This window comes from Roseateles paludis, from assembly GCF_039872745.1.
Classification (GTDB): Bacteria; Pseudomonadota; Gammaproteobacteria; order Burkholderiales; family Burkholderiaceae_C; genus Pelomonas; species Pelomonas paludis.
Window position 1 is genome coordinate 779,054 of the sequence record NZ_JBDPZD010000002.1, and the last position, 22,568, is coordinate 801,621.

Annotated in this window: 18 protein-coding genes; 9 read left to right on the forward strand and 9 right to left on the reverse strand. The window is 69.2% G+C overall.

Going from position 1 to position 22,568, the window contains the following annotated elements:
• Positions 1-46 precede the first annotated feature (46 nt).
• Positions 47-607 (reverse strand): thymidine kinase, encoded by a 561-nt coding sequence (locus tag ABDJ85_RS09585; RefSeq protein WP_347704531.1) that lies wholly within the window; start codon positions 605-607, stop codon positions 47-49.
• A 165-nt stretch (positions 608-772) separates the two neighbouring features.
• Between ABDJ85_RS09585 and ABDJ85_RS09590 the strand changes: the two genes are divergently transcribed.
• On the forward strand, positions 773-976 hold the full coding sequence (locus ABDJ85_RS09590; RefSeq protein ID WP_347704532.1) for a hypothetical protein: 204 nt from the start codon (positions 773-775) through the stop codon (positions 974-976).
• A gap of 14 nt (positions 977-990) precedes the next feature.
• Here ABDJ85_RS09590 and ABDJ85_RS09595 read toward each other — a convergent pair whose 3' ends face one another.
• From ABDJ85_RS09595 to ABDJ85_RS09605, 3 genes are all read right to left on the reverse strand, one after another.
• Positions 991-2,208, reverse strand: a complete 1,218-nt coding sequence (locus ABDJ85_RS09595) for a family 8 glycosyl hydrolase (protein ID WP_347704533.1) — start codon at positions 2,206-2,208, stop codon at positions 991-993.
• A complete protein-coding gene (locus ABDJ85_RS09600; RefSeq protein WP_347704534.1) occupies positions 2,205-3,110 on the reverse strand; it encodes an SMP-30/gluconolactonase/LRE family protein in 906 nt (301 codons plus the stop codon). Before ABDJ85_RS09600 ends, ABDJ85_RS09595 begins: the two co-directional genes overlap by 4 nt.
• Positions 3,111-3,300: 190 nt before the next feature.
• The gene (locus tag ABDJ85_RS09605; RefSeq protein WP_347704535.1) at positions 3,301-6,423 is read right to left on the reverse strand and encodes a TonB-dependent receptor; all 3,123 of its coding nucleotides are present in this window, start codon (positions 6,421-6,423) and stop codon (positions 3,301-3,303) included.
• A gap of 301 nt (positions 6,424-6,724) precedes the next feature.
• Here ABDJ85_RS09605 and ABDJ85_RS09610 point away from each other — a divergent pair, with 301 nt between their 5' ends.
• On the forward strand, positions 6,725-7,783 hold the full coding sequence (locus ABDJ85_RS09610) for a LacI family DNA-binding transcriptional regulator (RefSeq protein WP_347704536.1): 1,059 nt from the start codon (positions 6,725-6,727) through the stop codon (positions 7,781-7,783).
• The gene (locus ABDJ85_RS09615; protein ID WP_347704537.1) at positions 7,783-9,750 is read left to right on the forward strand and encodes a sialate O-acetylesterase; all 1,968 of its coding nucleotides are present in this window, start codon (positions 7,783-7,785) and stop codon (positions 9,748-9,750) included. Before ABDJ85_RS09610 ends, ABDJ85_RS09615 begins: the two co-directional genes overlap by 1 nt.
• A gap of 76 nt (positions 9,751-9,826) precedes the next feature.
• Here ABDJ85_RS09615 and ABDJ85_RS09620 read toward each other — a convergent pair whose 3' ends face one another.
• Together ABDJ85_RS09620 and ABDJ85_RS09625 are read right to left on the reverse strand one after the other, a co-directional pair.
• Positions 9,827-10,525, reverse strand: coding sequence for a polysaccharide deacetylase family protein (locus tag ABDJ85_RS09620; protein ID WP_347704538.1), 699 nt, complete (start codon positions 10,523-10,525; stop codon positions 9,827-9,829).
• 4 nt (positions 10,526-10,529) lie between these two features.
• Complete coding sequence (locus tag ABDJ85_RS09625) at positions 10,530-12,158, reverse strand: glycoside hydrolase family 43 protein (RefSeq protein ID WP_347704539.1); 1,629 nt, start codon at positions 12,156-12,158, stop codon at positions 10,530-10,532.
• Positions 12,159-12,467: 309 nt separating this feature from the next.
• Here ABDJ85_RS09625 and ABDJ85_RS09630 point away from each other — a divergent pair, with 309 nt between their 5' ends.
• From ABDJ85_RS09630 to ABDJ85_RS09640, 3 genes are all read left to right on the forward strand, one after another.
• Positions 12,468-13,403, forward strand: a complete 936-nt coding sequence (locus ABDJ85_RS09630; protein WP_347704540.1) for an aldose epimerase family protein — start codon at positions 12,468-12,470, stop codon at positions 13,401-13,403.
• A complete protein-coding gene (locus ABDJ85_RS09635; RefSeq protein ID WP_347704541.1) occupies positions 13,400-14,692 on the forward strand; it encodes a glucarate dehydratase family protein in 1,293 nt (430 codons plus the stop codon). The genes ABDJ85_RS09630 and ABDJ85_RS09635 overlap by 4 nt, the downstream gene beginning before the upstream one ends.
• An 86-nt stretch (positions 14,693-14,778) precedes the next feature.
• Positions 14,779-15,459, forward strand: a complete 681-nt coding sequence (locus ABDJ85_RS09640; RefSeq protein ID WP_347704542.1) for a glutathione S-transferase family protein — start codon at positions 14,779-14,781, stop codon at positions 15,457-15,459.
• Here ABDJ85_RS09640 and ABDJ85_RS09645 read toward each other — a convergent pair whose 3' ends face one another.
• The 3 genes from ABDJ85_RS09645 to ABDJ85_RS09655 are packed head-to-tail and all read right to left on the reverse strand — an operon-like array spanning position 15,460 to position 19,750.
• Complete coding sequence (locus ABDJ85_RS09645) at positions 15,460-17,862, reverse strand: FtsX-like permease family protein (protein ID WP_347704543.1); 2,403 nt, start codon at positions 17,860-17,862, stop codon at positions 15,460-15,462.
• Positions 17,859-18,539 carry an ABC transporter ATP-binding protein gene (locus ABDJ85_RS09650; protein WP_347704544.1) on the reverse strand — a complete coding sequence of 227 codons (681 nt, stop codon included), beginning with the start codon at positions 18,537-18,539 and terminating at the stop codon, positions 17,859-17,861. The genes ABDJ85_RS09645 and ABDJ85_RS09650 overlap by 4 nt, the downstream gene beginning before the upstream one ends.
• Complete coding sequence (locus tag ABDJ85_RS09655; protein WP_347704545.1) at positions 18,536-19,750, reverse strand: efflux RND transporter periplasmic adaptor subunit; 1,215 nt, start codon at positions 19,748-19,750, stop codon at positions 18,536-18,538. Before ABDJ85_RS09655 ends, ABDJ85_RS09650 begins: the two co-directional genes overlap by 4 nt.
• Before the next feature lie 139 nt (positions 19,751-19,889).
• Here ABDJ85_RS09655 and ABDJ85_RS09660 point away from each other — a divergent pair, with 139 nt between their 5' ends.
• The 3 genes from ABDJ85_RS09660 to ABDJ85_RS09670 are packed head-to-tail and all read left to right on the forward strand — an operon-like array spanning position 19,890 to position 22,537.
• Entirely contained in the window at positions 19,890-20,465 is a 576-nt protein-coding gene (locus tag ABDJ85_RS09660) for a response regulator (protein WP_347704546.1), read from the forward strand.
• Positions 20,455-21,633, forward strand: coding sequence for a sensor histidine kinase (locus tag ABDJ85_RS09665; protein ID WP_347704547.1), 1,179 nt, complete (start codon positions 20,455-20,457; stop codon positions 21,631-21,633). Before ABDJ85_RS09660 ends, ABDJ85_RS09665 begins: the two co-directional genes overlap by 11 nt.
• A gap of 10 nt (positions 21,634-21,643) precedes the next feature.
• The gene (locus ABDJ85_RS09670) at positions 21,644-22,537 is read left to right on the forward strand and encodes a cation diffusion facilitator family transporter (protein ID WP_347704548.1); all 894 of its coding nucleotides are present in this window, start codon (positions 21,644-21,646) and stop codon (positions 22,535-22,537) included.
• Positions 22,538-22,568: the final 31 nt, after the last annotated feature.

Below are 22,568 nucleotides of genomic sequence, written 5' to 3' on the forward strand. Positions count from 1 at the left end.
GGACGGCGGGGCCTCGGCCCCGCCGGTCTTTTTGGGGCCCGGGGCTTCAGCTGCTGCGGAAGCAGCGGCCACAGACCGAGCGGTAGCGGCTGTTGCCGCCGATCTCGACCTGGGCGCCCTCAGTCACCTTGCGGTTCTGCGCGTCCACGCGCATGTTCATGGTCGCCTTGCGCCCGCAGTCGCAGATGGTCTTCATCTCGTCCATCTCGTCGGCCAGGGCCAGCAGCGTGGCCGAGCCTGGGAAGAGCTCGCCCCGGAAGTCGGTGCGCAAGCCGTAGCAGATGGCCGGAATGTTCTGCAGATGGGCCAGCTCGTGCAGGGTCTGCACTTGGGCCGGCGTCATGAACTGCGCTTCGTCCACCAGGATGCAGGCGACCCCGGGCGAGCGGGCGGCTTCGGCCCGGAAATCGGTCGTGTCGTCAAAGGTCGCCGCCTGACGCTGGGGGCCGAGCCGGGAGGTGACAAAGCCCTCGCCGAAACGGTCATCCACCCGGGCGGTGTAAATGAGCACGCGGTGCCCGCGTTCCTCGTAGTTGTGCGCCACCTGTAGCAAGGCCGTGGACTTGCCGGCGTTCATCGCCGCGTAGCGGAAGAAAAGCTTGGCCATGGGTGAGATTGTGAGAGCGCCTACCCGCCAGATCCCGGCCCCTCAAGCCTGGGGCAGGGGAAGCCCTGAATTTCGGCGCCGAAGCAACGCAGGCTCGGGGCAAGCGCGCTAGCGCTGTCACAGGCCTTGTGCGTCAATGGACTGGTTCCAGTTCCGGTCCAGAACATGAGCAAAGACACCGTTACCGCAGTCCGGGAGGGCGGCCTGCGTTACACCTCCAAAGTGGGGGGCTCGCCCTTTTTGGGCAGTGGCCACACGCGGTCGTGCTTCAAGTGCGGCAAACACCGCCCGCCGTCCAGCCTGCAGTCGCTGCGCGTCCTGGGACGCAACGAAGTGGTGTGCAAGCCGAACTGCAAGACGGCTGAGTAGCCCCCAGGGCGCCGTTAAACCGCAGCGCCCCAGGGCCTGAAGCGCCCGCCGGCCTGCAGCAGGCCCAAGAGGGCCAGCAGCCCGTCGTAGTAGCGGTAGCGGCCGGTGGGCATTGGTGCGTCCCACAGGCGCTTGAGCCAGATCTTGGCCTGGCGCGCATCCGGGCAGCCCTGCCCGGCCACCGCCAGCATCGCTACAAGCCCGAGTGAACGCCCCTCGTCGAGCGCCTTGCCCTCCAGCGTGAACAGGCTACCCTTGGGGTTGGCCGACAGGAACCCGACCACCCGCTGGCTTTGCGCCATCTGCCACTCGGCATCCGCCCGCCACCATTGGTGGTCGATGGCCACATTGGCCAGGATGCGCCAGGCGTCGTAGCGGAAGTCCGCCTTGCCGGGGCCGTGGTTGGTGGGCGTGTAGGGCCTGCCATCGAAGAAGGCGTACTCGGGCATCAGCCCCGTGCGCGGGTGCGCGGCCCGCTTGAAGAAACGCCGGCTGGTGTCCGTGACCTCGCGCCAGATGCGGCGGTCGGCCGCGTCGGCAGCGCGCTGCGCCCAAATCTCGGTGAAGGCCGGCAGGTGGTAGGACGGGTCGGTGAAGCCCGAAGCCTCGGGCGTGGGGGCAAAAACGATCTGCTTTTCCTGTGGGTCGTAGATGGGCGTGACGCGCGCGGTGCGCGGCTTGCGCAGCATCTCGGCCAGCAGGGCCTGGGCTTGGTCGCCGTAGTGCAGCTCGCCCTCGCCATTGCCCCAGCGGGCCTCAGCCATCAGCAAGGCCATGGCGATCCAGGCTTCGCCGTCGCTGGCGCTGCCGGGGTCGAGGTGCTTGCCGTCAAACGCGCAGGACCACGCGAAGTAGCCGCGTCGCTCACCCTCTGCGTGGCGCATGAAGCGCGTGGCCCAGCGCCACAGGCGGTTGAACACCGCCTGCTGGTTGAGCTGCACGGCCAGCATCAGCGCATAGGACATGCCTTCGGAGCGCACGTCCTGGTTGTTGATGTCGGCGCAGTAGGCCATGTCGGGCGCGACGTCGAAGACGATGCGCTGCTCGGGCCCACCCTGGAAGAGATGCTGGTAGGCCGCGCCGATGCGCTGGTCGAGTTCTGCGTCGGTCTTGCCGAGGACCTCGGCGAAGAGATTGCGCAAGCCTGGTTGAGGCAGCAGGTCTGCGGCCTGGGCCCGGCCCGCCAACAAAGGCAGCGCGCCGGCGGCCAGCACACTGCGGCGCGCAATCACAGCGCCCCCTGGGCGTTGACGTGCAGCGCGTAAAGGCTGTGGCTGCTGGCCATGAAGAGGCGATTCTTGCGCGCGCCGCCAAAGCACAGGTTGGCGCAGCGCTCGGGCAGTTGGATGTGCAGCAGTGGCGTGCCGTCTGGGGCCAGCACGCGCACGCCGTTGGTGGCCTCGCTGCCGCCGTAGCCGCACCAGAGGTTGCCGGCGGTGTCGAGCCGGAAGCCGTCGAGCTGGCCGCCATCGTCGGCGGTGTAGAGCACGCGCCGGTTCTTGATCTGGGCGCCGTCCACGTCGTAGGCCAGCAATTGCCGGTGAGGCATGCTGCGGCTGTCGATCACATAGAGCAGCTTCTCGTCGGGCGAGAAGGCCAAGCCGTTTGGTGCGACCAGGCTGTCGTCCATGCAGCGCAGCTCGCCGTCCGGGCTCAGGCGGTAAAAGCTTTCGGGCAGCTCAGGCTGGGCGGGCTCGCCCTCGAACCAGCCACTGATGCCGAACGCCGGGTCGGTGAACCAGATCGTGCCGTCGCGCTGGCAGACGATGTCGTTGGGGGAGTTGAGGCGCTTGCCCTGGTAGCGGTCGGCCAGCACGGTGATGCGGCCGTCCCACTCGGTGCGGGTGATGCGGCGCGTCAGGTGCTCGCAGCTGAGGAGCCGGCCCAAGTGATCACGGGTGTGGCCATTGGCGTGGTTGGAGGGGTTGCGGTACTCGCTGACCACGCCATTGGTCTCGTCCCAACGCAGGATGCGATTGGCGGGGATGTCGCTCCAGAGCAGGAAGCGGCCATCGCCAAACCACACCGGCCCCTCGGCCCAGCGGCAGCCTGTGTAGAGCTGCTCGACGGTGCCCTGGAAGAGGCGCAAGCCAGCGCCGCGCGGGTCCAGCACGGTGACGCGTCCGTCAGGCATGAGGGCATTGGGCTGGAAGGGAATCTGGGGGCCGTGCAGCATCGTGGCGTCGCTTCAAAAATGGGCCGTGGCACTGTAGCCGAGGGCCAAAAAAAGGGCGCCCCTCGGTGAGAAGGGGCGCCAAGCAGGAGGGCCCAGCGATAGATCCAGCGATAGATCCAGCGATAGGCCCGGGGAGAGCAGTCGAGGATCAGTACTTGACGCGCAGACCCACGGCGTAGGTGCGACCCGGGTCGTAGATCGTGAAAGGAGCGTTCTCGAACTGGAAGTAGGCGCGCTGGATGCTCTTGGTGACGTTGTTGACGTCGAAGCTCATCGACACATCGGTCTTCCAACCCAGGAAGCGGCTCAGGTCAACGCGGGAGGACACGTCCACTTGCTTGTAGTCGGTCCCGAAGATCGCCGCCGCGCCAATGCCGTTCTGACCCGGGGTCGAGCCTTGCGAGCCCTTGGTGAAGGTCTGGGCCACGCGGAAGGAGATGCCCTTGGCGTCGTAGTAGGCGGTCAGGTTGTAGGTGTGCGGAGGCACGCCCAGCGCGATGAAGCCGCTGTTGTTGGTGGCGCGCTGCTTGACCTTGGTGTAGTTGGCCGTGAAGCCAAAGCCCTGCACCGGCAGGAAGGTCAGCGGCTGGACCCAGGACAGCTCCATGCCGTTCACCTTGAGCAAGGCGTCGGAGTTGACCTGCTGCGACACCAGCACGTCCTGCGCGTTGACGGCCGCCGTCTGGGCTGCATTCAGCGAGGTCAGGCCTGCGGCCAAGCCGGAGCGCACGGCGATGGCATCACGCTGCTGTTGGGTCAGCTGTGCGTAGGTCCAGTTCCACTGCGCCAGGTCGCCGAACTTGTAGGTGATGTTCTGCGTCGAGGTGAAGGCCGTGATGTCCTTCTTGAAGAACGCGGCGGCCAGATAGCCTTCGCGGCCGGTGTACCACTCCAGGCCCAGGTCCCAGTTCTTGGAGATGTAGGGCTTGAGGTCGGAGTTGGTGAGCGTGGCCTGGGCGGCCGACGGGTCGCTGAACTGCAGCTGCGTGCGGCGCAGGTCCTGCGGGTTCGGGCGGGTCATGGTCTTGGAGCCCGAGAGACGCAGCAGCACGTCGTCACGCAGGTTGTAGGCCAGGGTGCCCGAGGGCAGGTTGTTGCTGTAGGCGGTGGGGGTCAGCTCTTCGGTGATGAGGTTCGGGAAGCGGCCACCATCGCCCAGGTTCAGCTGCGCATTGCGCGGGTCGGCGGTGCTGATGAGCGTGCCGAAGGCCTGCTCAGTGCGCGCATGGCGCAGGCCCAGGTTGTAGGCAAAGCGGTTGCCAAGCAGGCTGGTGCGGCCGGCGGTCTCCACGTAGAAGGACGTGACCTTCTCCTGGATGAAGCCGGGGTTGGTGCCGGTATTGGTGCTACCGGTCGAGACCTGGGTGTTGGCGTAGGCCTGGTCATAGCCGCTGTCGGCGCGGAACTTGTCCCAGTTGAGACCAATGAAGCCGCGCGGGTCGGCATGCAGGTAGTTCTGCAGCGAGCCGTTCGGGATCAGCGGGCCCTGGAACTGCAGGGACGCCGGGCTGGCGCCGGCCGTCAGGCCCGTGCCGTAGCCGGGGTAGGACGCAGCAGCCGCGCCCGCCGTGCCGGTGCCATTGCAGCCCGAGCCAGCGCCGTTGGTGGTGTTGGGTGCCGGCAAGAAGACGTTCAGGTTGCGGCGGCAGGCCAGGTTCTCCCAGTAGGCATCGCCGTTCAGGCTGGTGATGCGGCGCAGGACGTCGTCGTAGGCCGCGCCGGCCTTGACCATGAAGTTCTTGTCGCCGTAGGTGAAGTTGAAGCGGCCACCTTCGGTGCGCACCCAGCGCTTTTCGTCCTGCATGTTCAGACGGCCACCGTTCCACTGGAACTTGGTGGGGTCGTTCAGGCTGATGTTGGTGTTGATGACCGGGGTGCCAGTGGTGTTGTCGTACTCGACCGTGACGCCCGAGCTGCCGGGGGTGATGAGCAGCACGGTGGGCGACTCGCGATGGAAGTCGCTGCGTGTCGAGTTGATCTGGGCGTCAACCTTGAGGTTGTCGCTGATCTGGTAGACGAGGCCGGGGTTGAAGCTCTGGAAGATCGTCGTCTCGGTGTACGGGCGATATTCCAGGAACCACTGGGCGTTGGTGAACGTGCCCTTGGTGACCACGCAGCCGTTGCCGCAGTCGCTGCGGTCGAACTGGAGGTTCAACGGCACCATGGCACCGAAGCGGCCCACCCAGTTCATGTCCGAGCGCTCGATCTTGTTCTTCTTCTTGCCAGCCATGACGTCGAGGTAGAGCTCGAGGTCGTCATTGGGGCGGGCTTCCAGGCTGACCACGGCATTGAGGCGGTCCCGCGTGCCCTCGGACGCCATGCGGCGGCCCAGGCGGGGGATCAAGCCGTTGTCGATCTGGGTGATGCTGGCGCCAGGGTTCTTGGCCAGCAGGAAGGCTTCGTTGATGACGTCGTTGGTCACCAGGCCGCTGCCGGCGTTGGCGGGCACATTGCCCGGAATGGTCCAGTTGCCGCCGCCCGTGCTGTTGCGCGTGGCGCTGGAGCTTTGGGTGGCCGACAGGCCGGCATTGGTCCAGCCGATGGTCTCGAAGCCCGAGGTGTTGACCTTGTTGTTGGCCCAGGAGAGGCCGACCAGGGCGCCGAACTGGTTGTCCCAGGTGTTGCTCACGATGGCCGAGCCACGCGAGCCCCAGCTCTTGGCGGGCGCGTTCTTGGTACCCACCATCTGGAAGGCACTGCGGAAGCCGCGCTTGTCGAACGGCCGCACGCTGCGCATGTCCACGATGCCGGCAGCACCGCCTTCTAGCATCGACGCCGTCGGGCTCTTGGACACGGTGACCTTGTTGAAGAGCTCGCCCGGCAGGAAGTCCATGTCGACTTCACGGTTGGCGCTCTGGGCATCGGTGCGGCCCGTGGAGGCGGAGGCAATCGGTGACCCGTTCATCAGGATGCGGGTGAAGCTGGTGCCCAGACCGCGAATCTGAACCTGCAGGCCTTCACCGGAAATTTCACGCGAAACGGTCAGGCCGGGGATGCGGCTGATGGCCTCGGCAATGTTCTGGTCCGGGAACTTGCCCATGTCCTCGGCATTGATCGTGTCGACGAACTCGATGGCGTTTTTCTTGTCAGTGGCCGAGCTCAACAGCGAGGCCCGGATACCCGTGACCACGACGGTGTCGAGTTGCTGCGCGGGCGCGGCGGCTTGCTGTGCATAGGCCTGGCTCACGAGGGTGGCCAGCAGGGTCACGCGCAGGGCGTTGCGCGCGAGATGGCGGGCGGCCTGCGTCCGCCCTTGGGGGGTGCTGCTCATGTTTGATGTCTCCTAGTCGCCTCAGGACCCGTCGCCGATGTCAACTGACGACAGGTGATGTTGTTCATTAACATTCAAAATGTTAGCGCGAACATTCGCAATCTAAGGTCAGTCATCAGACGACGTCAAGCGGGTTGCCCCGTGTTTATACGAAGCTTTGTTGTCCCCTGGACACAGGCGACGCCAGGCCCAGACCACCGGGTTCACCCTAGCGCGGCGGCAAAAAAGTTAACGCTCACAATTCGACGCTGTCACGTCGCCCCGGCGTTTTCCTGCCACCGCCTCCTGAGTTCCCCTTTTCATGGCGCAGAAGAGTTCCGCACCGACCATCGAAGTCGTCGCCCGCCATGCCGGCGTATCGCCCATGACGGTCTCCCGGGTGATCAATGGCGCCGACGGTGTCCGTGAATCCACCCGCGCGCGCGTGAATGAAGCCATCGCCGCGCTCAACTACCGGCCCAATGCGGCTGCGCAGCGCTTGGCGGGCTCCGAGCAGGTGCGGCTGGGCGTGCTGTGCCGACAGGCCAGCGCGGTGTTCATGTCCGAGGTCTTTGTCGGCCTGCTGGACCAAGCCAGCCGCAGCCACGTGCAACTGGTGGTCGAGAAGTGCGAGCTGAGTGACGCCGACCTGGCGGACGTGCGCACGCTGGTCAGCAGCGGTATCGACGGCATGATCCTGCCGCCACCGCTGTGCGACTCACCGGACCTGCTGGATCTGCTGCGCGAGATGGACATCCCCACCGCGCTGATCGCCAGCGCGCGTGCCGACGGCGAGTTCCACACCATCGGCGTGGACGACTACCGCGCCGCCTTCGAGATGACACGCCACCTGATCGCGCTGGGGCACCGGCGCATCGGCTTCATCAACGGCAACCCGGCCCAGTCGGTCAGCGCGCCGCGCCTGATCGGTTACCGCGCCGCCATCGCCGCTGCCGATCTGCCGCAGGACAACGCCCTCGTGGCCACCGGCCTCTTCAGCTACCGCTCGGGGCTCGATGCCACCGAGAGCCTGCTCGCACTCGACCCCCGCCCCACCGCCATCTTTGCCGCCAATGACGACATGGCCGCTGCCGCCGTGGCGGTGGCGCACCGCCAGGGGCTCGACGTCCCCGGCGACCTCACCGTGGTGGGCTTTGACGACACCGCCATCGCCACCACCATCTGGCCCGAGCTCAGCACCATCCACCAGCCCGTGGCCGAGATGGCGCGCGCCGCCGTCGAAGCCCTGGTGCGCCAGGTGCGCGCACGCCGCAACGGCCAGCCCGAGACCTATGCCCATTCACAGGTCGGCTTCGAGCTGATCCGCCGTCAGTCCGACGCCCCGCCCCGTATCCGCCCGCCCTTGAGAGTCAACCCCTGATGTCCTCGCCGCTGTCCTCCCTCCGCCCCGTCCCGGCCCTGTTGCTGGGCTTGCTGCTCGCCCAGGCCGCCGCCGCCAAAGACCTCGCCCTGCTACCGCCCTATGGCGAGCACATGGTGCTGCAGCGCGACCGCCCTGCCGTCCTGCAAGGCGAGGCCGATGCCGCCCAAGCCGTCACCATCCAGTGGGCCGGCAAGAAGCTGACGGTCAAGGCCGACGCCTCGGGCCGCTGGTCGGCCACCCTGCCCAGCCGTGGCGCTGGCGGGCCGCACGCGCTGGAGGTCCAGGCCGGCAAGTCCAAGCTCAAGTTGTCAGACGTCTGGGTAGGCGATGTCTGGCTGTGCGCCGGCCAGTCCAACATGGAGTGGCCGCTCAAGTACTCGGACGGTGCTGACGAAGAAATTCGCAACGTCGATGCCCCGTCCATCCGCCACATGCGCGTGCCGCTGACGGCCAATGTCGCGCCGCAGTCGGTGTTGCCGGCTGCGCCCTGGGTCGTTGGCCGCGCTGGGCAGACGGGCAACTTCTCGGCCATCGGCTGGTACTTCGCCCGCACCCTGCAGGCCCACCAGGCCAGCCACAAGCAGCCGGTCGTGCCCATCGGCCTGCTCGACATCTCCTGGGGCGGCAGTCACATCGAAACCTGGATGAGCCGGCCCACCGCCCTGGCCCGCGAGGACCTGGCCGGCTTTGTGCGCTCCCTGCCCGCCAGCAATGCCAGCTATGCCGGCGACAAGAACGCCGTGATTGAAAAGCGCGTCGGCGCCTGGCAGCCGGGCCTGGACTACAAGTCCGGCGACGACCCCAAGATGGCTGAGCCCGGCTACGACCACAGCCGCTGGCCCACGCTCAGGGCACCCGACGTCTGGGAGAAGCAGGGCTTGGCCGACCTGGACGGCATCGTCTGGTACCGCCGCGAGATCACCCTCACCGCCGCGCAAGCCCAAGGCGCCGCCACGCTCAGCCTGGGCAACATCGACGACTGCGACGACAGCTACGTGAACGGCCAGCGTGTCGGCGGCTTCTGCCAGCACGACCGCGCCCGCCTGCATGCGGTGCCCGCCGGCCTGCTGAAGGAAGGCCGCAACGTCATCGCCGTCCGGGTGACGGACTACGGCGGTGGCGGCGGCTTCTACGGAGACCCGGCCCTCATGCGGCTCGAAACGGCAGCGGGCAACGTGGCGCTGGCCGGCACCTGGGCGGCCCGCGTGGTGCAGGCCAAGGTCGCCACCCAGCCCTCGGCCAATGACGCGCCCACCCTCGCCTTCAATGCCATGGTCGAGCCGCTGCGCGGCCTGCCGGTGGCTGGCGTGATCTGGTACCAGGGCGAGAGCAATGTCGGCCGCGCCGAGCGCTACCGCGACGACTTCCCGACCATGATCCGTGACTGGCGCGCGCACTTCGCGCAGCCCGAGATGCCCTTCCTGTGGGTGCAACTCGCGGCCTTCCTGCCGATGGCTGACAACAACGTCAACAACGCCCCCTGGGCCGAGTTGCGTGACGCGCAGACCGCCACGCTCAGCCTGCCGCACACCGGCATGGCCATCGCCACAGACGTCGGCAACGCCAACGACATCCACCCACGCAACAAGCGCGCTGTGGGTGAGCGCCTGGCCCGCTGGCTGACCGACCCGGCCAACGCCAGCGGCCCGCGCTTGGTCAAGGCCACGCCCAAGGGCAAGGAGATGGTGCTGGACTTCGACCGCCGCGACCTGCAGGTGCATGGCGCCAGCCTCAACGGCTTTGCGCTGGCCCAGGGCGACGGCCCCTTCAAGCCTGCACAGGCCCGCCTGGAGAACGGCCGCGTCATCGTCTCGCACCCCGAGCTGACGGCCCCTGACGCCGTGCGCTTCGGCTGGGTCAACAACCCGTCTGAGAGCAATCTCTACGATGGCAGCGGCCTGCCGGCCCGGCCCTTCCGCACCGATGCGCGGCCCCTGGTCACCACCGGTAGTCGCTACCAGTAAGCGCTCATATCAGCCAAGCGAAACGGGGCGCCTGAGGCGCCCCGTTTTCATTCCAGGTTTCTGAGATCGTCGGCTGCTACTCGGCCACCAGCCACTGCTTGCGCAGCGCCGGCTGCACACCGCGCCGCTTGAACAGCTCGGTCACGGTCAGGAAGCCATAGCCCTGGGCCTTGAGTGCCGGGATCAGGATGTCCAGCAGCTCGGCCGACGGATGCGGCTCCGGTTGCACGTCGTGCAGCAGGATGATGGCGCCGTTGCGCAGGTCGGGGCTTTGCAGCACCTTCTGCGCGCGCTGCTGCGCGGTGACGGCATCGGTGCCCGGCCAGTCGAAGGCGGCAATGCCGCCGGCAAAGGGCAGATCGATGGCCGCCATCAGCGTGGGGCTGACCGACAGGAAGGTGGCGCGGTACCAGGCTGGCTTCGTCCCTGTGCCCTGGGCCACGGCAGCGTAGGCGCGGGCCGTCTCGGCCTTGGCCTCGGGGGCCGAGAGCTTGTCCAGGGCCTTGTGATCAAAGCCGTGCACACCGATCTCGTGGCCCTCGGCCTTGATGCGCTCCACCACGCTGCGGTGGGCAGGCGTCAGACGCTCGCCCAGCACAAAGAAGGTGGCTGCAGCGCCGTGCGCCTTGAGCCGGTCGAGCACGCGCGCGGTTTGCACCGTGTCGGGCCCGTCGTCAAAGGTCAGGGCAACGAACTTGTCCGCCGCCGACGCCAGGCCGCTCATGCACAGAGCGGCCAGCGCGAGCAGCTGGCGTCGGGGGCGAGACAGGCGCATGGCATCAACCCGGGATGTAGTCGAAGTGGCTGAAATCGGCCGTGCGTGCACGGCCGGACGTGTCAAAGGCCAGCATACCGATGAAGGCGCCGGTGAAGGAGCCATGCTCGCCACGGCCGCCTTCGTCGGAGATCACGCTGGCGTCGAGCACCGGGCCGATGGCCGTCCAGCCCTGGCCGACGTCGTAATAGAACTGCAGGTACTCGCCCTTGACCTCGGCCGCCAGGCCCACTTCCTCGGGCACCTGCACCGGCACCTTGACGGGCCAGGTCAGGCGGCTGTCGGGGTAGTCGCCGTTGCAGCTCATGATGGTCAGCACGCGGCCGAGCTTCTCGTCGAGCGTGACGGCCAGGTAGTGCAGCTTGTGGCGGTTGTAGTAGTGCGTGAGGCCGGCCGCCTGCTGGTAGGTGTCGGGGTCGAAGCGCACGCGCGTCTCGGCGCGGAAGTTGAAGTCCTCCTGGCGTCGCGCGACCAGGCTCTGCTCGTACCAGCTGCCGAGCGACTCGCGGCCCGTCAGCTGCAGGGCCGAGCCCGTGAGCTTGAAGAGGCGCTCGGGGTAGGGGGTGCGCAGCCACTGGAACTCGATGGGCAGCTGGGTCTCGCCCTTGAAGTTGCGGCGCACCGGGCCGCACGGCAGGCGCGTGGCGGCAGCCTCCACCTCGACGGCTGGGGTCTGGCCACCCTGGGCCAGGTAGAGCCAGCCGTCGTCCTTCCAGACGCAGCGCTGCAGCGCGGTCTCGCGGCCCAGCGGGCAGCGCGGGCCCTTGGAGGTCTTGAGCGGGCGGCCGCACAAATGGGTGTGATAGACCGAGCCGTCGGGCATCTCGACCATCTGGCCGTGGCCGGCACGCTGCAGCGGCGCGTCGGGGCTGAAGCGGCTGGTGATCAGGTGCTTGTTGGGATGGGTCTCATACGGCCCGTCCACGGCCTTGCTGCGCGCCATGGTCACGGCGTGGTTGTAGCCGGTGCCGCCTTCGGCGGTGGTCAGGTAGTAGTACTCGCCGCGCTTGAAGAGGTGCGGGCCCTCGACGAGGCCGAGGTCAGTGCCGGGGTAGATGTTCTTGATGGGGCCGACGAGCTTCTTGGTCTTGGCGTCCCACTCCTGCAGCAGGATGCCATCGAAGGCCGGGCTCTTGGGGTTGCCGCCCACGCTCTCGGTGCGGTGGTTCCACTGCATGTTGACGAACCACTTGCGGCCGTCGGTGTCGTGGAAGAGGCTGGGGTCGAAGCCCGAGCTGTTGACGTAGGCCGGGTCGCTCCAGGGGCCCTCGATGCTGGGCGCGGTGACGATGTAGTTGTGCGCGTCCTTGAAGGCGCCATCAAAGCGCTTCACGTCGGTGTAGACCAGCCAGAAAAGCCCATCGGCATACGACAAGCAAGGCGCCCAGATGCCGCAGGAGTCACCCTCGCCGCGCATGTCGAGCTGCGAGGCACGATCCAGCGGGTGCGCGATCAGCGTCCAGTTGACGAGGTCGCGCGAGTGGTGGATCTGCACGCCCGGGTACCACTCGAAGGTGGACGTGGCGATGTAGACGTCGTCGCCCACACGGCAGATGGACGGGTCAGGATTGAAGCCGGGGAGGATGGGGTTTTGAATCACGGCAAAAGGGCCGCCCGAGGCGGCTTTGAACAAGGGTGAACGGCGGGCCACAGCGCCGACGGCAGCCATCTTGCGAGGCAGGGACGCACCACTGAGGGCTGCTACCGGCTTTCCGTGGACGTGCCCAATCCGGTGATACCTCTATCCGGATCAACGCACATGACAGATCGAAAAGGTAGCGCTATCATTTCCCGATTCAGCGCTGCGGTCAATGGGCGCAACCCTAGGGCACGGCTATTTCGGCGTTGCCCTAACGTCACCGACCGGCGGTTCATGCGTTCTTCACGGCCACGCGCCTGAACGCGCGCCTACCGCTGCTGTTCTTCTGCCGTTCTTCTGCCGATGTCTTCGACCTACACCTTGTCAGACGACTGTGGTCTGACCGCCAGCTTCACCCCTTTCGGTGCCACCTGGCTCAGCGCCAAGTTCAACGGCCGCGAGCTGATGCTGGGGCATGCCGACGTGGCGGCCTACGCCACCGAGAAAAGCTTCCTCGGCTGCATGGTGGGCCGCTACGCCAACCGCATCGCCGGCAGCCGCTATGTGCTGGATGGCCAGGAGGTCAAGCTGCCGTCCAACGAGGGCCCCAACCTGCTGCACGGTGGCAGCCCGGGCTACCACCTGCGCGACTGGACGCTGCTCTATGCCGACAGCCGCGAGCTGCGCCTCAAGCTGCACTCGCCCGATGGCGACCAAGGCTTCCCCGGCGCGCTGGACGTGGAACTCAGCTACCGCATCACCGGCCCCGGCGAAGTGCGCTTGAGCTGGACCGCACGCTGCTCCAAGCCCTGCCCCGTCAACCTCACCAACCACAGCTACTTCAACCTCGACGGCACCGAGGAGCGCATCGACGCCCACCGCGTGCGCCTGGAAGCGCTGCGCGTGCTGCCCGTGGACTGGGCCGGCCTGCCGAGCGGTGAGCCCACCGCCGTCAACGGCACGCGCTTCGACCTGCGCGAATGGACGCCGGCGCTGGGCGCCGACGGTGCAGGCTTCGACCACTGCTTCATCGGCTCCGGCGCGCAGATGCGCTCGGGCGATGGCCGCGTCCAGCTCGACATCGGCACCAGCCTGCCGGGCCTGCAGTACTACACCGGCCGTCACCTCACCGGCAGCCGCGGCCGCACAGGCCGCGCCTTCCCCGCCTTCGCTGGTTTTGCCATCGAGCCGCAGTACTGGCCCGACAGCCCCAACCACCCCGGTTGGCCCTCCGCCGTGGTGCGGCCTGGTGAAGTCCAGGCTCATCACATCCTCTACCGCTTCTCGACGCCCGCATGAAAGCTCTGAACGAATGGCGCATCACGCAGATGCGCGTCACCCCCATCGCCTTCCGCGACCCGCCGCTGCTCAACGCCGTCGGCATCCACGAGCCCTACGCACTGCGTTCCATCGTGGAGCTGGAGACCAATGACGGCCTCGTCGGCATCGCCGAGACCTATGGCGACGAAGGCATGCTCAAGGCGCTGGAGACGGCCCGCGAGCTGATCGAAGGCTTCTCGCCGTTCGACCTCAATGGCATGGACGAGCGCGTCAAGCACGGCGTCAAGGCCACCAAGAGCGCCGGCTTCGAGATGAACCTCGCCCCCGGCTCCCACGGCGCCAAGAACGCTGCCAAGGTGATGGCGGCATTTGAAGGCGCGATGCTCGACCTCATCGGCCAGCGCCTCGGCGCCCCGGTGTGCGACGTGCTGGGCGGTGCAGTGCGCGACAGCGTGCCCTACAGCGCCTACTTGTTCTTCAAGTACGCCGAGCACATCGAGAAGCCCTATGCGCCCGACGCTTGGGGCGAAGGCATCAGCCCCGAGCAGATCGTGGCCCAGGCCCGCCGCATGCGCGAGCTCTACGGCTTTGGCTCCATCAAGCTCAAGGGCGGCGTGTTCGACCCCGCGCACGAAGTGGCCTGCATGGCCGCGCTGGCCAAAGCCTTCCCCGGCGTGCCGCTGCGCCTCGACCCCAATGCCAACTGGACGCTCGAGACCTCCATCAAGCACGCCCCCGCGCTGAACAGCCTGCTCGAGTACTACGAGGACCCGACGCCCACGCTCGACGGCATGAACGAGCTGGCCAAGCACACCACGCTGCCGCTGGCCACCAACATGGTCGTCACCTCGTTCGAAGAGCTGAAGCAGTCTGTCCGCTACCCCGGCCGTGGCCCCGTGCAAGTGGTGCTGTCTGACCACCACTACTGGGGCGGCCTGCGCGCCACGCAAACGCTCGCGCGCATCTGCGACACCTTCGGCCTGGGCGTGTCCATGCACTCCAACTCGCATCTCGCCCCCAGCCTGATCGCGATGACCCACCTGGCCGCTGCGGTGCCCAACCTCAGCTACGCCTGCGACACCCACTACCCCTGGCAGGAAGAGGAAGTCGCCGCCGAGGGTCGCGTCAAGTTCGTGAACGGCAGCGTCACCGTGCCGCGCACGCCCGGCCTCGGCGTCACGCTCGACCGCGAGGCCCTGCGCACGCTGAATGAGCAGTACAAGTCCTGCGGCATCCGCACCCGCAACGACACGGCCGAGATGAAGAAGTACGACCCGAGCTTCACCGGCAAGTCACCCCGCTACTGATCGCTCGCGAGTAAAGCCGGGCCAGGCAACACCTGGCCCGGCTTTTTTTAGCCCCGATACTGCCTCGCCCGCTTCGGAGGCCCGCCATGCCCATCCTGCACTACCACCCGCTGTCCTCCTACTGCCAGAAGGTGGGCATCGCCGCCGACGCGCTGGGCGTCACGCTCGACAAGCGCCTGCTCAACCTGGGCGACTCAGCCGAGCGCGCGGCCTTTCTGGCGCTGTGGCCGGTGGGCAAGATGCCGGTGCTGGAGGACGCGGGGCGCACGGTGGTGGAGTCCAGCATCATCATTGAGCACCTGCAGCTGCACCACGCCGCGCCCGGGCGCCGCCTGATCCCTGACGACGCCGCCGCCGCGCTCGACGTGCGCCTGTGGGACCGCCTGCTGGACCAATACGTGATGACGCCGATGCAGAAATGCACCGATGACCTGCTGCGCCCCGAGGGCCAGAAGGACCCGCTCGGCCTCGCGCGCGCCACCGACGCGCTGACCCTCGCCTACGGCCTGATCGACGAGCGCCTTGCGGGCCGCGAATGGCTGACCGATGCGGGCTTCAGCCTCGCTGACTGCGCCGCCGCGCCCGCGCTCTTCTACGCCTTCACCTACGTGCCGCTGCCCGCGCAGCACCAACATCTGGCCGCCTACTTCGAGCGCCTGCTGGCCCACCCGGCCGTGGCTGCTGCCCTCGACGAGGCGCGGCCCTTCTTCCGCTACTACCCGGGCCGCGCAGGGCTGGCGGCGCGCTTCCTGCCGCCCGAGGCCTGATCACTCGAGCGCCTCCACCGGCTGGATGCTCAGCGCCGTGCGCAGCTGCTGCGCCAGCGTGAGCAACAGCACCGGCAGGATCACCGCCAGCGCGGCCAACAGCGGCACGCCCAAGCCCGGCAGCAGCGCGACCCGGTCGGCATAGCCGGCCAGGTAGTGCCAGCCCAGCCAGGCCGCCAACGGCAGCGCCAGCACGGCCGCCACGCCCAGCGGCGGCAGGAACTCGCGCAGCAACGCGTGCGCGATGGCGCCACTCGGTGCGCCGTGCAAACGCAGCAGCACGATCTCGCGGCGGCGGCGGCGCAGGGTGTCGGTCATCAAGGCCTGCGTGCCCATCGCAGCCACGGCCAAGGCCAGCGCCGCCACCACCAGCAGCAGGCCGGTGAGCCGCTGCTCCTCGGCGCAAGCCGCAGCGCGCTGGCGGCTGGCCAGGTCCACCTGCAGCAGGCGGTCGGGGCTGAGGCGCTGCCAGGTTTGCAGCACCGCTGCCTCCAGTGCGGCATCGTCGCTGGCGTGCAGGGTCAAGAGCCCAAAGGCCTCGTCGCGCAGCACAAAGAGCTTGGGCTGCGCGGGCAGTTGCCCGGCCTCGAAGCGCAGGTCGTCCACCACGGCCGCCACGCGGTAGGCATCAGTGCCTGCCTGCATGAAGGCACCTCCCCCACGCACCCACTGGCCCACGGCGGCGGCCGGCGAGGCAAAGCCCAGCAGGCGCGCGGCCTGGGCATCGAGCACCACGCGGGCATCGCCCTGCGCGCCGGTGAGCGGGTCGCCCGCCAGCACGCGCATGCCCCAGACGCGGAAGAAGCGCGGCGCCACGGCATTGCTGCGCAGCGTGTGCTGCTGGCCTGAGGGGCCGACGAAGCCCGACAGGTAGTCCTTGGGCCCCACGCCCGTGGGCAGCGAGTCACCCCAGGCCCAGTCGCGCACCTGGGGCAGGTGGGTCAGGGCCTCGATCAGCGCGGTCGGCGGCTCGCCATCGGCCAAGCCGTCCAGCACCAGACGGTGCTCGGGCTCATAGCCGCGGTCGGCCCGCAGCAAGTGCGTGTGCTGCTGCATCAGCACGCCACTCAAGGCCACCAACAGCAGCGCACCCAGCAGTTGCAGGCTCAGCAAACCCTGGCGCAGGCGGCGGCCCCAAGGCCCCTCGCCAGCCGTGCGGGCTTGCAGCGCGCGCGCCGGCGTCTGGCGCAGCGCCAGCGGGGCGGGCAGCAGCATCTGCAGCACGCTCAGCAGCACGCTCACGCCCACGGTGGCGGCCAGCAGCGGCCAGGGCGGCAGATCCGGCAGCCACACGCCCAACCACTGCGCCAGCCACGGGGCCAGCCACCAGCTCAGCAGCACGGCCGCGCCAGCGGCCAGCAGGGCTGGGCCCAGCGCCTCGGCCAGCCACAGCAGCACCAGGTCGCGCCGCCGTGCGCCCACGCTGCGGCGCAGCGCCGTCTCGGCCTGGCGGCGCAGCAGCTCGGCCGCGCGCAGGTTGGCGCCGTTGATGGCGGCCAGCAGCAAGAGCAAGGCCGCTGCGGCGCCCAGGGCCTGCACACGCTGCCAACGCAGCTCGCCGGCCTCGCCCGCAAAGGGCAGTTGCAGCAAAGGCAAGCCCCGGAAGAAAGCCGCCTCGCGGCCCCGGGTCCATTCGGGCGGCAGCTGCGAGATGGCGGGGTTGGCCAGCGCGGCGGCGCGCATCCAGGGGCCCACCTGATCGGCCGTGGCGCCCGGCGCCAGGCGCGCAAACACCCGCCCATTGATCATGAACGGCCACTCCTGCTGCTCGGGCGTGCGGCTGTTGGCCTGGCTGTCATAGCCAGCCAGCAGCTCCAGCATCGGCAGCGGGCTGCGCGGGTCGGGCGTGGGCAGCACGGCGCCCACCACAAAGGCGCGGCCATCCAGCAGGGGCAGGCTGCGGCCCAGAGCTTGCGCGGGCGGCAGGTCACCCCAGAGCTGCTGCGCGAGACGCTCGGTGATGGCGACGGCATCACGCCGTTGCAAGGTGGCGGCCACGTCGCCGTGCAGGGCCTTCATGCCGAAAAGCGGCACCAGCGCTGGGTCGGCCACCAAGAGCGTGGCGCGCTGCGGCAGGCCTGCGCGGTTGCGCAGCAGGAAGCTCTCTTCGCTGACCCGCGCGATGTTCTGTAGCGGCACCTGCATGCGCTTGAGCGCCGGCCCAAAGAACACCGGCGAGGCGGTGAACCACGGCGTGGGCTGGCCCGGCGGGTTGCCCTTGAAGTCGAGCAGCACGATGCGCTCGGGCTCGGGGATGCTGGGGTCGGGGCTGGCCAGTGTCTGCGCCAGCCAAGCCACCAGCAAGGCAGCAGCCAAAGCCAGGGCCAGCACGGCCGGCGCGATCCATTGGCCCCAGGGGCGGCGCAGCGCGCGGGCGGCGTCGAGCAGCAGTGCCGTGTTCATGCATCCACCATCGCATCCACGAGCACACGCCCATCCAGCAAGCGCAAGGTGCGGCCGGCGCGCGCCGCTTGCTCGGCGCTGTGCGTCACCATCACGAGCGTGGTGCCACTGTTGTTGAGCTCGCCCAGCAGGCGCATCACCTCGGCGCCGTGGGCGCTGTCGAGATTGCCGGTGGGTTCGTCGGCCAGCAGCAGCGCGGGGCGTGCCGCGATGGCGCGCGCAATGGCCACGCGCTGCTGCTGCCCGCCGCTGAGCTGGCGAGGGTGATGCTTGGCGCGGTGGGCCATGCCCAGCTGCTCCAGCACCTCGGCCACGCGCTCGCGTTGCGCGGCGGCGCCGAGCGGCCCGTAGCGCAGCGCCAGGGCCACGTTGTCGGCCACGCTCAGCTCGTCCACCAGGTTGAAGCTCTGGAACACAAAGCCGATGCGCCCCGCCCGCAGCGCCGCCAGTTGGGCCTGGCTGCGCGTGGCCATGTCCTCGCCCTGCAGCAGCACGCGGCCGGTGCTGGGCCGGTCCAGCAGGCCCAGCAGGCTGAGCAGCGTCGTCTTGCCGCAGCCCGAGGGGCCGGTGATGGCCACGTACTCGCCCGCCTCGATGTGCAGGCTGACGTCGTTGAGCGCCAGGGTCTCGACGTCGCCCACCACGTGGCGCTTGGTGACGGATTGGAGTTCGATCATGGGAGCCTCAGCTTCGCTTCGGTATGGGGGGTGGCAGAGATCAAGACCTGGTCACCGGCTTGCAGGCCGGCGACCACTTCAACCAGGCCGGCGGCGCGGCGGCCCAGTTGCACGGGCCGGCGCTGCAGCTCCTGGCCCTGCAGCACGTAGACGGGGTCTTGCACGCCGGGGCCTTCGGGCAGCAGCAGCGCGGGGCGGGCCTCGCCCAGTTGCAGGCGCAGCTCCACGGTCTGGCCCGGCCGCAGCACAGGGGCAGTGCCCTCGGCCTGGAAGATCGCGCGCGCCTTGCCGCCCTGCACCTGCGGCAGGGTCTGCGTCAGCGTCCATCTGCCCGCCTCGCTGAAAGCCGGCAGCTGGCCCGTGAGGCGCGGCAGGTAGAACTCATCGACCTCGGCCGCCAGCTGCAAACCAGCGGCAGGGTCATGGATGCGGGCCACGTGCTCGCCCGGGCGCAGGCTCTGGCCCGGCTGCAGCGCAAAGCCGCTGAGCCGGCCGGCCATGGGCGCGCGGGCCGTCCATTGGTCGCGCGAGGCCTGCAAGAGGCGCAGGCCTTGCTGCAGGCCGGCCACGGCCCGGTCCATCTCGGCCAGGGACTGGCTGCGCGTGCGCTGCTCCAGCTGCTGGTCCTCGCGCGCCTGGGCCAGCAGCTGGGCGGCCAGCGTGGCTTGGCGCTCGGCCTGCTCCAGCCCGGCGGCCGACACAAAGCCCGCCGCCGCCAGCTCGCGCTGGCGCCGCCATTGGGCATTGGCCTCTTCGGCCTGCGCGCGCAGCTGGGCCAGCTCGCGCCGGTTCTGCGCCTGGCTGCTGGCCCAGGCGCTGCGCTGCAAGGCGGCATTGGCTTGCTGCTGCGCCACCTCGGCGGCGCGTTGCATCAGCAGGGTCTCTTGCTCGCGGCTGTGCAGCCGGTAGAGCGGCTGGCCGGCTTGCACCAAGGCGCCGTCCTGCACCAGCACGGCCTCGACGCGGCCCGCCTCTTGCGCGTCGATCTGCACCAGGCGCAGCGGCTCGGCGCGCGCGCGCAGCACCAGCTCGTCGCGGAACTCACCCTGCCGCACCGTGGCCAGCTGCGGCTGCTGCACCACCGGCAGCGCCGGCCAGGCCTGGCGCAGCGCCCAGGCGCCGCCCAGCAGCAGCAGGCTTGCCAGCAGCAGCCCCAGCCACCGCCGCGACCACCCCGCCCAGCGGCCGCGCGCCGGCAAGGGGCGGTCCATGGCGGCGCCAGAAAGAGATGCAGTGGCAGAGGACAACATGGCCGCCAGCTTCGCCGCCCGGCACGCGGCGCGCCAGGGCCCTGTCCGCTTCCGAACACCCGGGCTGCGGGTCAGGCAGGCAGCGGCGAAGATGCGACCCATGGAGATGGCGCCCCCCCGCTTGCTCGTGCTGGACGACGATGCCGACATCGGCCTCAGCGCGCAGTTGCTGCTGCAGCGCCGCGTGGGGCCGGTGCGCTGCCTGAGCCGCCCGGCCGAGCTGCTGCCCACCCTGCAGCAATGGCAGCCCGCCCTGCTGCTGCTGGACCTGAACTTTGGCCCCGGCCACACCGACGGCCAGCAAGGCCTGCGCCTGCTGCGCGAGGTGCTGGCCCTGCCCCAGCCGCCCGTGGTGCTGGCCATGACGGCCTATGCCGACCTGCCCCTGGCCGTGCAGGCCATCAAGCTCGGGGCCTTCGACTTCGTCACCAAGCCCTGGGACAACGCGCGCCTGGTGGCCACCTGCCAGGAGGCGCTGCGCGGTGTGCCCGCTTCGGAACCGCTTGCGACTCCCGTCACCGCCCAAACCCCCGCCACACGCTCACTGGCCGCGCAGGAGCGCGCCGCCCTCATCAGCGCCGTGCACGCCGCCGAGGGCAACCTCAGCGAGGCCGCGCGCCAGCTGGGCCTGTCGCGCGCCGCGCTCTACCGCCGGCTGGAAAAGCATGGGCTCTGACCCCCGCAAGCCCTCGCTCTGGCCCGCCCTCATCGGCGCCGCGCTGTTGATGGCCGCCGGCTGGCTGGCCGCGCAAGGCGGTACCCGCGCCCTCAGCGCCGCCGTCATCGCCGCCACGGCTGGCCTGCTGCTGTGGCTACCCAAGCTGCGGCAGCTGCGGCTGCCCAGACAGCAGGCCGAACCCCCCGCCCCACCGCCCGACGCGACCGAGCTGCTGCGCCTGCAAACCCTGCTCGACCACCTGCCCGCCGCCGCCTGGCTGCTGAGCGGGCCGGACCAGCTCACACCGCTGTCGCAGCGCGCACGCCGCCTGCTGGCCCCCGGCGCTGCCAACTCGCCCGAGGCCCTGCGCCAGCAGCTGCTGGCCCGTGCGCAAGGCCAACAGGCTGGGCAGTTGGTCATCGACACCGAGCGCGGCCCCGAGCGCTGGAGCCTGGCGCTGCAGACCCTGCAGTTCGACGGCCAGGCCCTGACCCTGCTCGTGCTGCTGCCGCTCGAATCCGCACTGGAGGCCGAGCGCCTGGAGGCCTGGCGCCAGCTCGTGCAGGTGCTGACGCACGAGATCATGAATTCGCTCACCCCCATCGCCAGCCTCGCCCAGTCCGCCAGCGAGCTGGACGACCGCGAGGAGCGCCAGCTCGCGCTCGACACCATCACCCGCCGTGCCGCTGGGCTGCGCCGCTTTGTGACCGACTTCCGCCGCCTCAGCGAGGCCCCGCCGCCGCAGCTGGAGGTGGTGGAGCTGCAGGCCGTGTGGGCGCGCCTGCAGCTGGCCGTGGCGCCCGCCTGGGTAGCACGCGGCGGCCAGGCCCGCTTTGCCGTGCAGCCGCCCACCCTGTTGGTGCGGGCCGACCCCGCCCAGCTGGAGCAAGCCCTGCTCAACCTCATCAGCAATGCCGAGCGCGCCACGCAAGGCCTGGCCGCGCCCGAGCTGCGCGTGGAGGCGCGGCTGACGCGCAGCAGCCGGCTGCGCATCAGCGTGCAGGACAACGGCCCCGGCGTGCCGGCGGGCATGGAGCAGCAGATCTTCCTGCCCTTCTTCAGCGCCAGCGAGGGCGGGCGCGGCATCGGGCTCACGGTGGCGCGGCAGCTGGTGCATGGCATGGGCGGGCGGCTGCGCCACCTGCGCCCGTTGGAGGGCGGCGCCAGCTTCGTGATCACGCTGTGAAAATGGCGGCATGCAAGCCAGCAGCTATCTCAAGCTCTCGGTCGCCACCGCGCTGGTGACGATTGCGCTCAAGTCGGCAGCCTGGTGGTTCACCGATTCGGTCAGCCTCGCGGCCGATGCGCTGGAGTCGCTGGTCAACCTGGCCGGGGCGCTGTTTGCGCTGGCCATGGTCACCTGGGCCCAGCAGCCGCCCGACGCCGAGCACCCCTACGGCCACCACAAGGCCGAGTACTTCTCCAGCGGCTTCGAGGGCATCCTCATCATTGCCGCTGCGCTGGGCATCTTCTGGGGCGCGCTGGACCGCTGGCGCCACCCGCAGCCGCTCGAATCTATAGGCCTGGGCGTGGCGCTGGCCGTGGTCAGCTCCGCCATCAATGGCGCCTTGGCCTTTGCCATGCTGCGCAAGGCGCGTGAGGTGCGCTCGCTCGCGCTGGAGGCCGATGCGCGCCACCTCTTCACCGACGTCTGGACCTCGGCCGGCGTCGTGGCCGGCCTGATCGGCGTGATGAGCACCGGCTGGCTGTGGCTGGACCCTCTGCTCGCCGGCATGGTGGCGCTCAACATCCTCCGCGAGGGCGTGCACCTGATGCGCGAATCCACCCGCGGCCTGATGGACGAAGCCCTCGACCCCGAGACCCTCGGCCGCGTGGAAAGCGTGCTCAGCAGCTTCCGCGAATCCACCCCCGTGCGCTTTGATCACATCGTCAGCCGCGTGGCCGGCCAGCGCCACTTTGTGGACCTGCACATGCACCTGCCCGCCGCTTGGAGCCTGGGCCAAGCCGCCGAGCTGCGCTCCGCTGTCGAGAAGGGCCTGATGCAAGCGGTGCCGGGTCTGCGCGCCAGCATCCAGCTGCTGCCCACCGACGTCGAAGCCCACTTCGACGACCCGAAAGACAGCATTTAGTCCACCCCTACTGGCTTCGCCAGCCCCCTCA

Excerpts from the sequence above, each read along its gene's own strand:
- ABDJ85_RS09585 (WP_347704531.1), bottom strand. The coding sequence starts at position 607 with ATGGCCAAGCTTTTCTTCCGCTACGCGGCGATGAACGCCGGCAAGTCC.
- ABDJ85_RS09590 (WP_347704532.1), top strand. The coding sequence starts at position 773 with ATGAGCAAAGACACCGTTACCGCAGTCCGGGAGGGCGGCCTGCGTTAC.
- ABDJ85_RS09600 (WP_347704534.1), bottom strand. The coding sequence starts at position 3,110 with ATGCCTGACGGACGCGTCACCGTGCTGGACCCGCGCGGCGCTGGCTTG.
- ABDJ85_RS09605 (WP_347704535.1), bottom strand. The coding sequence starts at position 6,423 with ATGAGCAGCACCCCCCAAGGGCGGACGCAGGCCGCCCGCCATCTCGCG.
- ABDJ85_RS09610 (WP_347704536.1), top strand. The coding sequence starts at position 6,725 with ATGGCGCAGAAGAGTTCCGCACCGACCATCGAAGTCGTCGCCCGCCAT.
- ABDJ85_RS09615 (WP_347704537.1), top strand. The coding sequence starts at position 7,783 with ATGTCCTCGCCGCTGTCCTCCCTCCGCCCCGTCCCGGCCCTGTTGCTG.
- ABDJ85_RS09620 (WP_347704538.1), bottom strand. The coding sequence starts at position 10,525 with ATGCGCCTGTCTCGCCCCCGACGCCAGCTGCTCGCGCTGGCCGCTCTG.
- ABDJ85_RS09630 (WP_347704540.1), top strand. The coding sequence starts at position 12,468 with ATGTCTTCGACCTACACCTTGTCAGACGACTGTGGTCTGACCGCCAGC.
- ABDJ85_RS09635 (WP_347704541.1), top strand. The coding sequence starts at position 13,400 with ATGAAAGCTCTGAACGAATGGCGCATCACGCAGATGCGCGTCACCCCC.
- ABDJ85_RS09640 (WP_347704542.1), top strand. The coding sequence starts at position 14,779 with ATGCCCATCCTGCACTACCACCCGCTGTCCTCCTACTGCCAGAAGGTG.
- ABDJ85_RS09645 (WP_347704543.1), bottom strand. The coding sequence starts at position 17,862 with ATGAACACGGCACTGCTGCTCGACGCCGCCCGCGCGCTGCGCCGCCCC.
- ABDJ85_RS09650 (WP_347704544.1), bottom strand. The coding sequence starts at position 18,539 with ATGATCGAACTCCAATCCGTCACCAAGCGCCACGTGGTGGGCGACGTC.
- ABDJ85_RS09655 (WP_347704545.1), bottom strand. The coding sequence starts at position 19,750 with ATGGACCGCCCCTTGCCGGCGCGCGGCCGCTGGGCGGGGTGGTCGCGG.
- ABDJ85_RS09660 (WP_347704546.1), top strand. The coding sequence starts at position 19,890 with ATGGAGATGGCGCCCCCCCGCTTGCTCGTGCTGGACGACGATGCCGAC.
- ABDJ85_RS09665 (WP_347704547.1), top strand. The coding sequence starts at position 20,455 with ATGGGCTCTGACCCCCGCAAGCCCTCGCTCTGGCCCGCCCTCATCGGC.
- ABDJ85_RS09670 (WP_347704548.1), top strand. The coding sequence starts at position 21,644 with ATGCAAGCCAGCAGCTATCTCAAGCTCTCGGTCGCCACCGCGCTGGTG.